At 53.1% G+C, this 14,153-nt stretch carries 12 protein-coding genes, 2 pseudogenes and 1 other annotated feature; all 14 genes and pseudogenes read right to left on the bottom strand.

The genetic code is table 11. From position 1 onward, the window contains the following. Position 1: 1 nt before the first annotated feature. Positions 2-739 carry a 23S rRNA (guanosine(2251)-2'-O)-methyltransferase RlmB gene (gene rlmB, locus VU18_RS00440; protein WP_011229602.1) on the bottom strand — a complete coding sequence of 246 codons (738 nt, stop codon included), beginning with the start codon at positions 737-739 and terminating at the stop codon, positions 2-4. Further along, positions 739-1,164, bottom strand: a complete 426-nt coding sequence (locus VU18_RS00435; protein WP_012820476.1) for a Mini-ribonuclease 3 — start codon at positions 1,162-1,164, stop codon at positions 739-741. The genes rlmB and VU18_RS00435 overlap by 1 nt, the downstream gene beginning before the upstream one ends. A 6-nt stretch (positions 1,165-1,170) precedes the next feature. After that, positions 1,171-2,571, bottom strand: coding sequence for a cysteine--tRNA ligase (cysS, locus tag VU18_RS00430; protein WP_011229600.1), 1,401 nt, complete (start codon positions 2,569-2,571; stop codon positions 1,171-1,173). Next, complete coding sequence (gene cysE, locus VU18_RS00425; protein WP_075261495.1) at positions 2,549-3,286, bottom strand: serine O-acetyltransferase; 738 nt, start codon at positions 3,284-3,286, stop codon at positions 2,549-2,551. Before cysE ends, cysS begins: the two co-directional genes overlap by 23 nt. Continuing rightward, positions 3,284-3,519: a binding site (T-box leader), on the bottom strand. Its footprint overlaps the gene before it by 3 nt. Before the next feature lie 72 nt (positions 3,520-3,591). Beyond that, a pseudogene (gene gltX, locus VU18_RS00420) lies at positions 3,592-4,994 on the bottom strand (glutamate--tRNA ligase); the annotation flags it as partial. A gap of 3 nt (positions 4,995-4,997) precedes the next feature. Continuing rightward, positions 4,998-5,064, bottom strand: a 67-nt coding sequence (locus tag VU18_RS18595) for a glutamate--tRNA ligase family protein (RefSeq protein WP_236687223.1), incomplete at its 3' end; no start/stop codon positions are given. 202 nt (positions 5,065-5,266) lie between these two features. Continuing rightward, the gene (gene ispF / locus VU18_RS00415) at positions 5,267-5,743 is read right to left on the bottom strand and encodes a 2-C-methyl-D-erythritol 2,4-cyclodiphosphate synthase (RefSeq protein WP_011229597.1); all 477 of its coding nucleotides are present in this window, start codon (positions 5,741-5,743) and stop codon (positions 5,267-5,269) included. 14 nt (positions 5,744-5,757) lie between these two features. Further along, on the bottom strand, positions 5,758-6,444 hold the full coding sequence (gene ispD / locus VU18_RS00410) for a 2-C-methyl-D-erythritol 4-phosphate cytidylyltransferase (RefSeq protein WP_011229596.1): 687 nt from the start codon (positions 6,442-6,444) through the stop codon (positions 5,758-5,760). A 21-nt stretch (positions 6,445-6,465) separates the two neighbouring features. Then, positions 6,466-7,560 (bottom strand): PIN/TRAM domain-containing protein, encoded by a 1,095-nt coding sequence (locus VU18_RS00405; RefSeq protein WP_011229595.1) that lies wholly within the window; start codon positions 7,558-7,560, stop codon positions 6,466-6,468. 309 nt (positions 7,561-7,869) lie between these two features. Beyond that, a complete protein-coding gene (gene radA / locus VU18_RS00400; RefSeq protein WP_011229594.1) occupies positions 7,870-9,243 on the bottom strand; it encodes a DNA repair protein RadA in 1,374 nt (457 codons plus the stop codon). 77 nt (positions 9,244-9,320) lie between these two features. Further along, positions 9,321-11,753: an ATP-dependent protease ATP-binding subunit ClpC gene (gene clpC / locus VU18_RS00395; RefSeq protein ID WP_011229593.1), complete on the bottom strand. Its 2,433-nt coding sequence runs from the start codon at positions 11,751-11,753 to the stop codon at positions 9,321-9,323. Then, positions 11,750-12,807 (bottom strand): annotated as a pseudogene (locus VU18_RS00390) (protein arginine kinase); the annotation flags it as partial. The pseudogene VU18_RS00390 and the gene clpC, both read right to left, overlap by 4 nt. Before the next feature lie 39 nt (positions 12,808-12,846). Continuing rightward, on the bottom strand, positions 12,847-13,395 hold the full coding sequence (locus VU18_RS00385) for a UvrB/UvrC motif-containing protein (RefSeq protein WP_021322062.1): 549 nt from the start codon (positions 13,393-13,395) through the stop codon (positions 12,847-12,849). Positions 13,396-13,410: 15 nt separating this feature from the next. After that, positions 13,411-13,872, bottom strand: a complete 462-nt coding sequence (ctsR, locus tag VU18_RS00380; protein WP_011229590.1) for a transcriptional regulator CtsR — start codon at positions 13,870-13,872, stop codon at positions 13,411-13,413. Positions 13,873-14,153 lie beyond the last annotated feature (281 nt).

Genomic DNA, 14,153 nt, shown 5'->3' with positions numbered 1-14,153 from the left:
GCTATTCTCCCAACGGATACCGCTTCCGGTACACCTCGTACATGAGCAGGCTGGCGGCGACAGAGGCATTGAGTGAGGTGACATGGCCGCGCATCGGCAACCGGAACAAGAAATCGCACTTTTCAAGCACTAGGCGGCTGATCCCTTTTCCTTCGCTCCCGATTACGAGCGCCAACGGCATCGTGCCATCGAGCGAGCGGTAGTCGTCTTGAGCCGATGCATCCGTTCCGGCTACCCACACTCCGCGCTCTTTCAGCTCGTCAATCGTCCGCGCCAAGTTTGTCACACGCGCGACCGGAACGTGCTCAATCGCCCCGGTCGACGCCTTCGCCACCGTTTGGGTCAGCCCGACCGAACGCCGCTTCGGAATAATGAGGCCGTGCGCCCCGACCGCATCAGCGGTGCGCATGATGGCCCCTAAATTATGCGGATCCTCAAGCTCATCCAAGATGAGAAAAAACGGCGCCTCGCCCCGCTCGGCGGCGCGAGCGAACAAGTCATCAATTTCATAGTAGCGGTAAGCCGCCGCCTGAGCGATCACCCCTTGATGAGCTCCTTCAGCCATCTGATCAAGCTTGCGCTTCGGGACATATTGGACGAGCACGCCCCGCCGCTTTGCCCATTCAAGCACAGGTTCGACGGTATGGCGCTGCGCCCCTTCCGCGATCCAAATTTTATTGATGTCGCGCCCGGCTTTGAGCGCTTCAATGACCGGATTTTTGCCGATAATGTAGTCCATCATTCCAACGCCCTTTCTTCCCTTTCAATAATGGCAAACGAACGGCCGATCAGCTCATCAACCCGCTTTTCATTATTAACCAAAAAATGATAACCGATGAGCGCCTCAAAGGCCGTGCTATGCCGGTATGTTTGCACATCCGTATTTTTCGGGATTGTGCCTGATTTGGCATTGCGGCCGCGGCGGACGATGTCCTTTTCCTCCTCGGTCAGGACGCCCTCGTCAAGCAACGCCAAAATCACTCGCGCTTGCGCCCGCGCCGACACATAGCGGACCGCCCGCCGATGCAGCTCATGCGGCCGCACGCTGCCGCCAGCAAGCAAATGGCGTCGCACATACACCTCGTACACGGCGTCGCCAATATAGGCAAGCGCCAGTCCATTTAACTGCTTCACATCGTTGACCGTTTCAAACTCCGCCATCATCGCGTGCTATCCCCGTTTCCATCTCGTTCCTTGCGGCGTGTCTTCCAAAATAATGTTTTTCGCTCTCAACTCGTCGCGAATGCGGTCGGCCAGCGCAAAATCGCGGTTTTTCCGCGCTTCATTGCGCTTTTGGATCAACGCCTCGATTTCCTCATCAAGCAGCTCATCCTGCTTCAAGGTGAGTCCAAGTACGTCCGCCAGCTGTTCGAACTCGCGCAAAAACGCGTGAATGACCTTCTCGGATGTCGTTTTTTCCTGCAAGTACAAGTTGGCCTGCTTCGCCAGTTCAAACAATACGGCAATGCCGTTCGCCGTGTTGAAATCGTCGTCCATTTCACGGATGAACGAGGCGCGGATGTCGGCAATGCGCGAAACCCATTCCTCGTCATTGTCCGTTAAGTTCGTGCTTGCCTGCAGGCGATGCTGCAAATTGCTGTACGCCGTCTTCAGGCGCTCGAGTCCGCGCCGCGCACTCTCAAGCAGTTCCTCGCTGTAGTTGATCGGATGGCGGTAATGCACCGACAGCATGAAAAAACGCAGCACTTGCGGGTCGATCTCCCGGATGATATCGTGAACGAGCACGAAATTGCCAAGCGACTTCGACATTTTTTCGTTGTTAATATTTAAATACCCATTGTGCAGCCAATATTTCGCGAACGGTTTGCCGGTCAGCGCCTCCGACTGGGCGATTTCGTTTTCATGGTGCGGGAATGTCAAGTCCTGGCCGCCGGCGTGGATATCGATCGTATCGCCCAAATATTTGCGCGCCATCGCCGAGCATTCGATATGCCAACCAGGCCGCCCTTTCCCCCATGGACTGTCCCAACAAATTTCTCCTTCCTTCGCTGCTTTCCAAAGGGCGAAATCAAGTGGATCGTCTTTTTTCTCCCCAATTTCGATGCGCGCCCCAGCTTGCAGCTCATCGATCGATTGATGAGACAGCTTGCCGTATTCACGGAACTTGCGCGTCCGGTAATACACGTCGCCGTCGACTTCGTAGGCATATCCTTTGTCAATGAGCGCCTGAATGAATTCGATAATCGTATCAATGTTTTCGGTCACCCGCGGATGGATGTCCGCTTTTTTGCAGCCAAGCGCCTGAATGTCTTCAAAATACGCCTCAATAAACCGCTCAGCGATCGCCGGCACGCTCTCGCCGAGCTCGCGGGCCGCTTTGATCAGCTTGTCATCGACGTCGGTAAAGTTCGATACATACGTCACATCATAGCCGCGGAACTCCAAATAGCGGCGGATCGTGTCAAAAACGATGGCGGCCCGAGCATTGCCGATGTGAATATAATTATAGACGGTCGGGCCGCACACATACATTTTCACTTTATTCGGCTCCAGCGGCTCAAACGGTTCTTTTTTTCGCGTCAGTGTATTATAAAGCCGGATGCTGCTCATACTCGTTCTTCCTTTCTTGTTGTTTCAATGCCTCAAGCTCGCTTTTCAGCCGGGCGATTTCCTCTTCAAGCTCCCGAAACCGGTCGGCGATCGGGTCAGGAAGGTCGGTATGGTTTAAATCTTTCTTCACTTTCACCCCGTCGCGCACAACGACGCGGCCCGGAATGCCAACGACGGTCGAATTGGGCGGTACGTCTTTTAACACGACCGACCCAGCGCCGATTTTCGAGTTTTCCCCGATCGTAATCGAACCGAGCACTTTCGCGCCGGCAGCGATCAAACAGTTGTCTTTGATCGTCGGGTGCCGCTTCCCTTTTTCTTTCCCTGTCCCGCCTAATGTGACCCCTTGATAGACAGTGACATTGTCGCCGATTTCGCACGTTTCGCCGATCACCACGCCCATGCCGTGGTCGATGAAAAAGCGGCGGCCGATTTTCGCGCCCGGATGGATTTCAATGCCAGTGAAAAAGCGGCTGATTTGCGAAATCAAGCGGGCAAGAAAGTAAAATTTCCGCTTGTAAAGCGCATGGGCGATCCGATGCGCCCAGATGGCATGCAGGCCGGAATACGTTAAAATGACTTCCAAATAGCTTCTCGCCGCCGGGTCTTGCTCAAAAATGACCTCAATATCCTCTTTTAACGTTTTAAACATAATGTCCTCCCTCCATCCCTCTAAGTTGTCTTGAATAAAAAAGCGTCCCTGTGCCGCAGACACAGAGACGCTTTTGGCGCGGTTCCACTCTGTTTAGCGAAACGGGGCGCCGTTTCGCTCACTCGATTCCGATAACGGAGATGCTCCGCTCCCCTCTACTGCAGAACGTCTCTGTTCCGGTTCGAAAGGAGACTCCGAGGCGCACTTCAGACAGCACCGAACATAAGCCGCTTCCAGCCAAGGCGGCTCTCTCTGGGATGCCGATGCTTCCTACTTCTCCTCGTCAACGCTTTTTCTTTATGCGCTTGTTCCATCGAAACTTTATATTATTATACCACATCCATCATGCAAACGTGCATAGAGGCCGATTAAAATTTTTCTTGCAACGCCCGCTCCAGCCGCTCGATCACTTTTTCTTTGCCGAGCAACTGAATGGCAAACGGCAGCTCCGGTCCGTGCGTTTGTCCCGTCACCGCCGCGCGGATCGGCATAAACAACTTTTTCCCTTTTTGCCCGGTCGCCTTTTGCACCGCTTTAATGGCCGCTTTAATCTCGTCTGCCGTAAACGGCTCAAGCTCACGCACGCTCTCAAGGAAGGTGGAAAGCACAGCCGGCACTTGCTCTTCAGCAAGCACTTGACGCGCCTCGTCCTCGTAGTCGATTTCTTCTTTAAAGAACAGCTCAGACAGCGGGACGATCTCCGCACCGTAGCTCATTTGCTCTTGATACAAAGCAATTAAATCGCGCGCCCATTGCCGCTGTTCGTCCGTCATATCCGCCGGCAGGCGCCCGGCTTTCACTAAATGCGGCAAGGCCAGCTCGACAAGCCGGTCAAGATCAAGCTTTTTGATATATTGGTTGTTCATCCATGTCAGCTTTTTCGTATCAAACATGGACGGCGATTTTGACAGCCGGGAGACATCGAACATGCGGATCAGTTCGTCTTTCGTAAAAATTTCTTCCTCTCCTTCCGGCGACCAGCCAAGCAAAGCGAAAAAGTTGAACATCGCTTCCGGCAAATAGCCAAGTTCTTTGTATTGCGAGACGAACTGAATGATTGATTCATCGCGCTTCGACAGCTTTTTCCGCTGCTCGTTGACGATCAACGTCAAGTGCGCGAACTGCGGCGGCTCCCAGCCGAAATACTCGTATACCATGAGCTGCTTCGGCGTATTGGACAAATGTTCCTCACCGCGAAACACATGGCTGATTTCCATTAAATGGTCGTCGATGACAACAGCGAAATTGTATGTCGGAATGCCATTCGCCTTGACAATCACCCAATCGCCGCCGACATCTTTCGATTCAAACACCACTTTGCCGCGCACTAAATCGTAAAACTCGTACGTTTTCCCTTCCGGCACCTTCAGGCGGATCGTATACGGCTTCCCTTGCGCCTCGAGCTCCGCGACCTGCTCCGGCGTCAAATGGCGGCATTTGCCGCTGTACTGCGGAGCGGCGATGCCGGCCGCCCGCTGCGCCTCCCGCTCGCGCTCGAGCTCTTCCGGCGTGCAAAAACATTTGTACGCATGCCCTTGCTCAAGCAATTCATTCACATATTTTCGGTAAATATCGAGCCGCTCCGTTTGCCGGTACGGCCCGTAGCCGCCATCTTGATCAATCGATTCATCATAATCAATGCCGAGCCATTTTAAGTTTTCGAGCTGCGACTTTTCGCCGCCTTCGACGTTCCGTTCAATATCCGTATCCTCGATGCGGACGATCATTTTTCCACCGTGATGGCGGGCAAACAAATAGTTAAACAGCGCTGNNNGCGCCCCGCCGATATGCAAATGGCCGGTTGGGCTCGGCGCATAGCGCACGCGCACCTCTTTTGCCATCATCCAAACCCTCCACTTCCATCAAAGCTTGTGCTATTATTGTACCGTTTATCGCGGCAAAGTTCAAAACAGACAGCTCTCGCCTAAGCCGCACCACGCCGCCGACGCCCCCCCTTTACACCTCCTAGCCAGGACGGCGAACAAAGCGCTTATGTATTAAAGAACGAGGCCTTCCCAAATGATGCTGCCAAAGGCCGCTCCATTAGCTTTTTTGCAGCAAGACGACCGCCTGGGCGGCAATGCCTTCCCCCCGCCCAGTGAATCCAAGCTTCTCCGTCGTCGTTGCCTTCACATTGACTTGCGAGCGCTCGGCTTCCAGCAACCGAGCGATCACCGCCCTCATTTCTTCAATATATGGCGCCAGCTTCGGCTTTTGTGCGATGATCGTGCAGTCGGCGTTCACGAGCCTATACCCTTCCTGCCGAGCGAGCGCCCATACGTGCGCCAACAGCTCAGCCGAGTCGGCATCTTTAAAGCGCGGATCTGTGTCTGGAAAATGCCGGCCGATATCGCCGGCGCCGATCGCCCCAAGGCATGCGTCCGCCACCGCATGAAGCAGCACGTCGGCATCTGAGTGGCCGAGCAGCCCCTTTTCATACGGAATAGTAACGCCGCCAATGATCAGCGGACGCCCTTCAACAAGCTGATGGACGTCAAACCCTTGTCCAATGCGAAACATCTCTCCACCCCCATCTATTCGGCCATCCGGCTTGCCAAAATCGCTTCAGCAAACAAAAGGTCCTCCGGCGTCGTCAGCTTAATATTGCGATAATCCCCCTCAATGATCTTCACCGGCTTGCCGATTCGCTCCACAAGGCTGGCGTCATCCGTGCCGAGATAGCCAGCCTGTTTCGCCGCTTCGTGCGCTTCCATGATCAAAGACAGACGAAAAGCTTGTGGCGTCTGCACCGCCCACAAGCTGGAACGATCAATCGTCTGTTCGACAAACAAACCGTTCGCTTTTTTGATCGTATCTTTCACCCGCACTGCCGGGATCGCCGCCCCGTACTGAACAGCGGCGTTCACTAGCTCGTGCAAATGATGGACGCGGACAAACGGGCGGGCGCCGTCATGGATGAGAACAATCTCCTCCCCCGCGAGCGCCTGCAATCCGTTATAGACGCTATGCTGCCGCTCCTCGCCGCCGTCGGTAAGCGCGGCGACTTTTTGAATGCGAAAGCGGGCGAGCAGCTGCTCAAATCGGCTTCGCTCGGCTGGGTTGACGACGAGCACGATGCGGGTGCACCGCTCATCGCGCTCAAACACGTTCAGCGTCCGAACGATGAGCGGCTCACCGCCAAGCTCAAGGAATTGCTTGTTCATGCCGGCGTTCATCCGCTTTCCTCGCCCGGCCGCCAAGACAATCGCTTCGTAATTCATTGGCCGTTTCCCCTATTCGTTTTACAACGCTTTTTGCAGCAGTTTCAATTTGGCAAAAATCATTCTCCCTGCAGATGTTTGTAACACGCTGGTGACTAAAACGTCAACCCGTTTGCCGATATATTCTTTGCCATCTTCAACGACGATCATCGTCCCGTCGTCCAAATAGGCCACGCCTTGGTTATGCTCCTTCCCATCTTTAATGACGTGTACGTTCAGCTCCTCGCCTGGCAACACGACCGGTTTGACGGCATTCGCTAAATCGTTGATATTCAAAACACGCACGTTTTGCAGCTCACATACTTTGTTTAAATTGAAATCGTTCGTCACGACAACGCCTTGAAGCTGCTTCGCCAGCTTGACGAGTTTGCTGTCGACTTCCTGGACGTCGCTGAAATCCGCTTCATGGATTTCCACTTTCATCGCCATTTCTTTTTGGATGCGGTTCAAAATATCCAAGCCGCGGCGGCCGCGGTTCCGCTTCAGCACATCGGACGAATCGGCGATATGCTGCAATTCTTCGAGCACAAACCGCGGAATGACAAGCGGCCCTTCCAAAAACCCGGTTTGGCAAATGTCTGCGATCCGCCCGTCGATGATGACGCTCGTATCCAAAATTTTCACAGCACCGCCCTTTGACGGTTCGTTTTCCGCTTCTCCACCTTTTTTCTTCGCCATGCGATTGGACAAGGAAAATAAGTTCATCAACTCATTCCGTTTCTTTAAACCGACGCGAAACCCTAAGTAGCCAAGCAACACCGTCAAAAAAATCGGCAACACCGTATTCAACACTTGAATGTGAAACGACTGCAACGGCATGACAACGAAAAACGCGATAATAAGACCGAAAATCAGCCCGAGACTGCCAAACAGCACGTCGGCGGCCGGCGCCTTCACGAGCGTTTCCTCCACCCAGCGAATCATGTCGACCACATAATCGACAAGCCAAAACGTCAACAAAAAGAAAACGACTGCCCCCAGCACCGCCAGCGTATAAGAATTATTGAGAAGCGGCATGCCGCTCACATTCATCACCTTAAGCAAGTCAGGAAAAAACATGGCGCCTAACGTTCCGCCCACGGCGAGGAAAAATAATTGCACAATGCGTTTGACCATCAGCCCATCTTCACCTCCCTATTTAACATTATAAACAGTTTCCAATGTTTGAAACCAATTGGAAGGCAATTTTTAATCGTTTTTGAACATTCGACATCTGCTTGTAACAATAGCAGAAAACGCCGGCCAAACGCCGTAGTTGTTTCGGATCTCCCTACTATATTTTTACGTACATCAGAGCGAAAAGGTTCAATCCTTTTAGGCTGTTTATGCCTCTGCTTGAGCACTTAAGAATGAAGAGGCGATGAATTTTTGATCGCTCATATCCCCTTGGACACGAAGAAGCGGGCCGCGCAGGCGAAAGAGCGATTAACACATTGTATGCTCAAGCGCCTCGGCCACATGCGAAACACCGATCACTTGCACACCTTTTGGCGGCTGCCAGCCGGCTAAATTGTTTTTTGGCACAATGATGCGGGAAAAGCCTAATTTTACCGCCTCCTGCACGCGCTGTTCGATGCGCGAGACGCGGCGCACCTCTCCAGTTAAGCCGACTTCGCCGATAATGACATCCGCCGGATTCGTCGGCCGATCGCGAAAGCTCGAGGCGATGCTGACAGCGACCGCCAAGTCAATTGCCGGCTCATCAAGCTTCACGCCGCCCGCCACTTTCAAATAAGCATCTTGGTTTTGCAACAGCAGCCCAACCCGCTTTTCGAGCACGGCCATCAAAAGCGACACACGGTTATGGTCAAGGCCGGTCGCCATCCGTCTCGGGTTGCCGAAGCTCGTCGGCGAGACGAGCGCCTGGATTTCCACGAGCACCGGCCGCGTCCCTTCCATCGCCGCCACGACCGTCGAGCCAGCCGCTCCGCGCGACCGTTCTTCTAAAAACACTTCTGATGGGTTTTCCACTTCCTTCAGCCCAATGTCGCGCATCTCAAAAATGCCGATTTCGTTCGTTGAGCCAAAACGGTTTTTCACCGCTCGCAAAATGCGATACGTATGGTGTCGCTCCCCTTCAAAATAGAGAACGGTGTCCACCATATGTTCGAGCAGGCGCGGCCCGGCGATCGCCCCTTCCTTCGTCACATGACCGACGATAAAAATGGCAATGCCTTTTGTTTTCGCCAGCTTCATCAGCTCGGCCGTGCATTCGCGCACTTGGGCGACGCTGCCCGGTGCAGAGGAAATATCGGTGCGATACACCGTCTGAATCGAATCAATGATGACACAAGCAGGTTGAACCGTTTCAACCGCTGCCACAATGTATTCCAAATCTGCTTCCGCCAACACGTACAGCTGATCGCACTCCGCACGAAGGCGTCCAGCGCGCAGCTTTACTTGTTTGACCGATTCCTCACCGGAGACATACAGCACTTGATGCCCAGCGGCGGCCAGCTGCGCCGATGTTTGCAAAAGCAACGTTGATTTGCCAATGCCAGGGTCGCCGCCGATCAAAACGAGCGAACCTTTGACGATTCCACCGCCCAGCACGCGATCGAGCTCCGCGCTGTTCGTTTTCATGCGCGGCTCTTGCACCGCCTCCACGGCTGTAATCGGGACCGGTTTGGCCGAACCCGCCCGCTCCGAATGAAGAAATGCGCCGCGCACAGTCGGTTTCTCCTGCTCAATTTCCTCAACAAACGAATTCCATGTTTGGCATCCCGGACAGCGTCCAAGCCATTTGGCCGACTCATATCCACACTCTTGGCAAACGAACTTCGTTTTCTTCTTCGCCATCGATCTTAACCCTTTCTGTAACGTTTTCCAACGAAAAAAAGGCATGGGCAGGAAGCTGCCGCATGCCTTTTCTTCCCTCACACGACCGCTTGTTTCGACAATACGACAAACTCCCCGTCTTTGACATCCACGACGACTTTTTGCCCTTTGGCGATCGTGCCTTTTAACAATTCTTCGGACAAACGGTCTTCAACATGCTTTTGCAAGGCGCGGCGCAGCGGGCGGGCACCGTATTCTGGATCGAACCCTTCGGCGGCGATTTTCTCAATGGCGGCCTCCGTCAGCTCAAGATCAATGTCTTGCTCTTTCAGCCGCTTCACGAGCGTATCGGCCATCAATCGGACGATTTGTTTCAGATGGTCTTTTTCGAGCGAATGGAAGACGATGATTTCGTCGATCCGGTTTAAAAACTCTGGACGGAATGCTTTTTTCAGCTCATCCATCACTTTGCTTTTCATATCTTTGTATTGCTGGTTCCCGTCTTGAATGTTGAAGCCAACGTACTTATTCCGTTTCAGCGCATCGGCGCCGACGTTGGACGTCATGATGATGATCGTGTTGCGGAAGTCGACCGTCCGCCCTTTCGAGTCAGTCAGCCGCCCATCTTCCAACACTTGCAGCAAAATATTGAACACGTCCGGATGCGCTTTTTCCATCTCATCTAACAGGACAACCGAATACGGCTTGCGGCGCACTTTTTCCGTCAGCTGGCCGCCTTCTTCATAACCGACATACCCCGGCGGCGACCCGATGAGCCGCGATGTCGAGTGTTTTTCCATATACTCGGACATATCGATGCGAATGAGGGCGTCTTCATCGCCAAACATCGCTTCTGCCAAGGCTCGAGCCAACTCCGTTTTCCCAACCCCGGTCGGACCAAGGAAAATGAACGAACCGATCGGGCGTTTCGGGTCTTTCAGGCCAGCACGGGCGCGGCGCACCGCTTTGGCGACCGCTTTGACCGCCTCGTCTTGGCCGACGACACGCGAATGCAAAATTTCTTCCAGCTTGAGCAGCCGCTCCGTTTCCGTCTCAGCGAGCTTCGATACCGGAATGCCGGTCCAACTCGAGACGACCGCGGCGATGTCTTCGACCGTCACTTCCAAATTTTCTTGGCCTTGTTTTTCTTTCCACGCACGTTTCGTTTCCTCCAGTTCTTCGCGCAGCCGCTGTTCCATATCGCGCAGCGACGCCGCTTTCTCAAACTCTTGGCTTTGCACGGCCGCGTCTTTTTCTTTCCGCACTTCCTCGAGCTTTTGTTCAAGTTCTTTCAATTTCGGCGGTGCGGTGAACGAACGAAGGCGCACTTTCGAGCAAGCCTCGTCGATCAAATCGATCGCCTTATCCGGCAAGAAACGGTCGGTAATGTAGCGGTCGGACAACTTGACGGCTTGCACGATCGCCTCGTCGGAAATCGAAACGCGGTGGTGCGCTTCATACCGATCGCGCAACCCTTTTAAAATTTGGATCGATTCTTCCACTGTCGGTTCATCAACGTAAATCGGCTGAAAGCGGCGTTCAAGCGCGGCGTCTTTTTCAATATATTTCCGGTATTCATCGAGCGTTGTCGCGCCGATGCATTGAAGCTCCCCGCGCGCCAACGCCGGTTTCAAAATGTTCGACGCGTCGATCGCTCCTTCCGCCCCACCGGCGCCAATTAATGTATGCAGCTCATCGATAAACAAGATGATGTTGCCCGCTTGACGAATTTCATCCATCACTTTTTTCAGTCGGTCTTCAAATTCTCCACGGTATTTCGTTCCGGCGACGACTGTCCCCATATCGAGCGTCATGACCCGCTTGTCGCGCAGCGTTTCCGGCACTTCGTTATTGACGATTTGTTGGGCTAACCCTTCAGCAATGGCCGTTTTCCCAACGCCCGGCTCGCCGATCAACACCGGATTATTTTTCGTCCGCCGGCTTAATACTTCAATGACGCGCTGAATTTCTTTACTGCGGCCGATGACCGGGTCCAGCCGCCCTTCGCGGGCAATCGCTGTCAAATCGCGGGCGAGGCTGTCAAGCGTCGGAGTGCTCACGTGCGAAGCACCGCCGCCATGGCCTGACATCGACTCATTGCTGCCAAGCAGCTGCAACACTTGCTGGCGCGCTTTGTTCAAGCTTACTCCCAAGTTGTTCAGCACGCGGGCGGCCACCCCTTCGCCTTCGCGGATCAACCCAAGCAAAATATGTTCTGTGCCGACGTATGAATGGCCGAGCTTCCGCGCTTCATCCATCGACAGCTCAATCACTTTTTTCGCCCGCGGCGTATAGTGGATCGTATGCGACACTTCACTGCCACGGCCGATGAGCGATTCGACTTCTTTTTGAATTTTATCTGGGCCGAGCCCAAGCGCCATGAGCGCCTTAGCCGCGATCCCCTCGCCCTCGCGGATGAGGCCGAGCAAAATATGTTCTGTGCCGATATTGTTATGGCCGAGGCGAATGGCTTCTTCCTGCGCCAGCGCCAGCACTTTTTGCGCCCGTTCCGTAAATCTGCCAAACATCATCGTTCATCACCCTCCATCTTTCTTCGTTCCTCCATCTTTAAACGCTCCCGGATCAGCGCCGCGCGGCGGACGTCCCGTTCTTCAGGGCGAAGCGCCCCGCCGGCATATTGCTGCAAAAATCCCGGCTGCGTCAAAATCATCAGCTCATTTAAAATGTTGCGCGAGATGTTCTTGATATATCCTAGATCAATCCCTAAGCGAACATCGGACAGACATTGCGCCGCTTCTTTCGATTCGATGACGCGGCAGTTGGCCAGTATGCCGTATGAACGGAACACCTTGTCTTCTAATTGTATGCCCAAAGTTTTCACTAATGCCTGACGAGCCGCTCTTTCTTGGGCGATCAGCTGCTGAACGATCGTATGCAAATCAGCAACAATGTCTTCCTCCGATTTCCCAAGCGTGATCTGGTTGGAAATTTGGAATATATTTCCCAACGCTTCACTCCCTTCACCGTATGTTCCACGGACAACAAGCCCAAGCTGGTTGATGGCAGGAATAATACGGTTAATTTGCTGCGTCAGCACAAGCGCCGGAAGATGCATCATCACCGAAGCCCGCAATCCCGTCCCGACATTGGTCGGGCAGCTCGTTAAATAACCAAGCCGCTCGTCAAAGGCATAGTTGACATACCCTTCAATCCAATCGTCCAATTCGCTCGCCGCCTCGAGAGCCTCAGCAAGCTGCAACCCCGGGAATAGGCATTGGATGCGGATATGATCCTCCTCGTTGATCATGATGCTGATTTCTTCATTTTCCGAAAGCAGACAAGCGCCAAACGGCGAATCCTCAGCCAGATGCGGACTAATTAAGTGTTTTTCTACCAATACCCGTTTTTCAATCGGCTGAAGCTCCGACATTTTCAACAACTCGAAGCGGCCTGCCCCTCCGTAAGAACGATGGGCGAACGTCCGTTCAAACAACGCGACGATTTGCATCGCTTCTTCACTGCTAAACAGCGTTGGAAAACGAAAGTCAACGATGTTGCGCGCCAGTCGGATGCGACTGCTTAAGACGATGTCCGAATCCGGCCCCTCTTGGCTCATCCACGCGCNGACCGCCGTATTGAAAAACTTCTCGAACGACATACCGCTTACATATCCCCCTCTCCGCGTCGACGCAGTTCATCCTCCAACGAGCGGATTTGGTCGCGCACCTCGGCCGCCCGCTCGAATTCCTCACGAGCAACGAGCTCCTGAAGCTTTTGTTTCAACATAGCAAGTTGCTTGCGCAAATGGAGAACGCCGCCTTTTCGCTTCGGAATTTTTCCTGAATGAGCGGTATTGCCGCTATGGAGCCGTTTCAAAATCGGCGGCAAGTAGCGTGCAAACGTCCGGTAGCAGTTAGCGCAGCCGAGCCGCCCGATTTGTGTGAATTGATGGTATGTCATTTGGCACGTCTCACATTGAAGTACATCCGGGTTCGGAAACGCGTTCGCCGTCATCTCTTTCATCGGCGCTTGAAAGTTAAGAAGCCCCGCCAACAAGTTGTTGAGTGAAAAATCATCATTGCCGTAGAACGTAAACATATGGCCATGCTCTCTGGCACATTGCTCGCAAAGATGGAACTCCGTTTTCTCTCCGTTTACAATTTTTGTAAAGTGCATCGTGGCCGGCCGCTGCTTGCATTCTTGGCAAATCAATGCCTCCCCCTCCCCCTATTTGTATTTCAGCGACGTCAGCATCGCTTTTAACATGCGGGCCCGCAGTTCGTCCCGCTCGGGCAAATCGATATATAAAACAGAACGATCCATAGCGCTTAACATAATTTTCGCTTCCCGCTCCGAAATTACCTTTTCTTCAACGAGACGTTTTACCACATCTTCGGCATTCGATTGGCTGATGCGGTGGCCGACAAGCTCGAGCAGCTGGTCAATAAGCTGTGCTTCACTCTTTGTCTTCACTTTCATAATGCGGATATACCCACCGCCACCGCGCTTGCTTTCAACGATGTACCCTCTTTCAAGGGTAAACCTCGTATTGATGACATAGTTGATCTGCGACGGAACACATTGGAATTTATTAGCGATTTCGCTTCGTTTAATTTCAACGATATCTTGGTCGCTCATATTGAGCACTTGCTTTAAATATTGCTCAATGATGTCGGAAATGTTCGGCACTCTACCTACCACCTTCCTTACAACCAAGCTGCCTGGCGATGGGCCGTCCGCTGACCAGGACACCCCACTGCCTATTTGTTGACTTTGACTATATTTGACCTTACTCTTACTATACAATGTATTACGGAAAATTTCAAGAGTGACCAAAGAAGGAAAACTAACTATAGAATATCCGTTTTTTTGGACAATAAAACGTCAAGCAGCCGAATAAATGAAAAAGCACGCCTTTTCTTCCAAGGAAAGAAAAGACGTGCTTTCCATTTTGCCTAGCAGCGACCTAC

Source organism: Geobacillus sp. ZGt-1 (assembly GCF_001026865.1).
GTDB classification, from domain to species: Bacteria; Bacillota; Bacilli; order Bacillales; family Anoxybacillaceae; genus Geobacillus; species Geobacillus thermoleovorans.
This window is presented reverse-complemented; position numbering and strand designations above follow the sequence as displayed.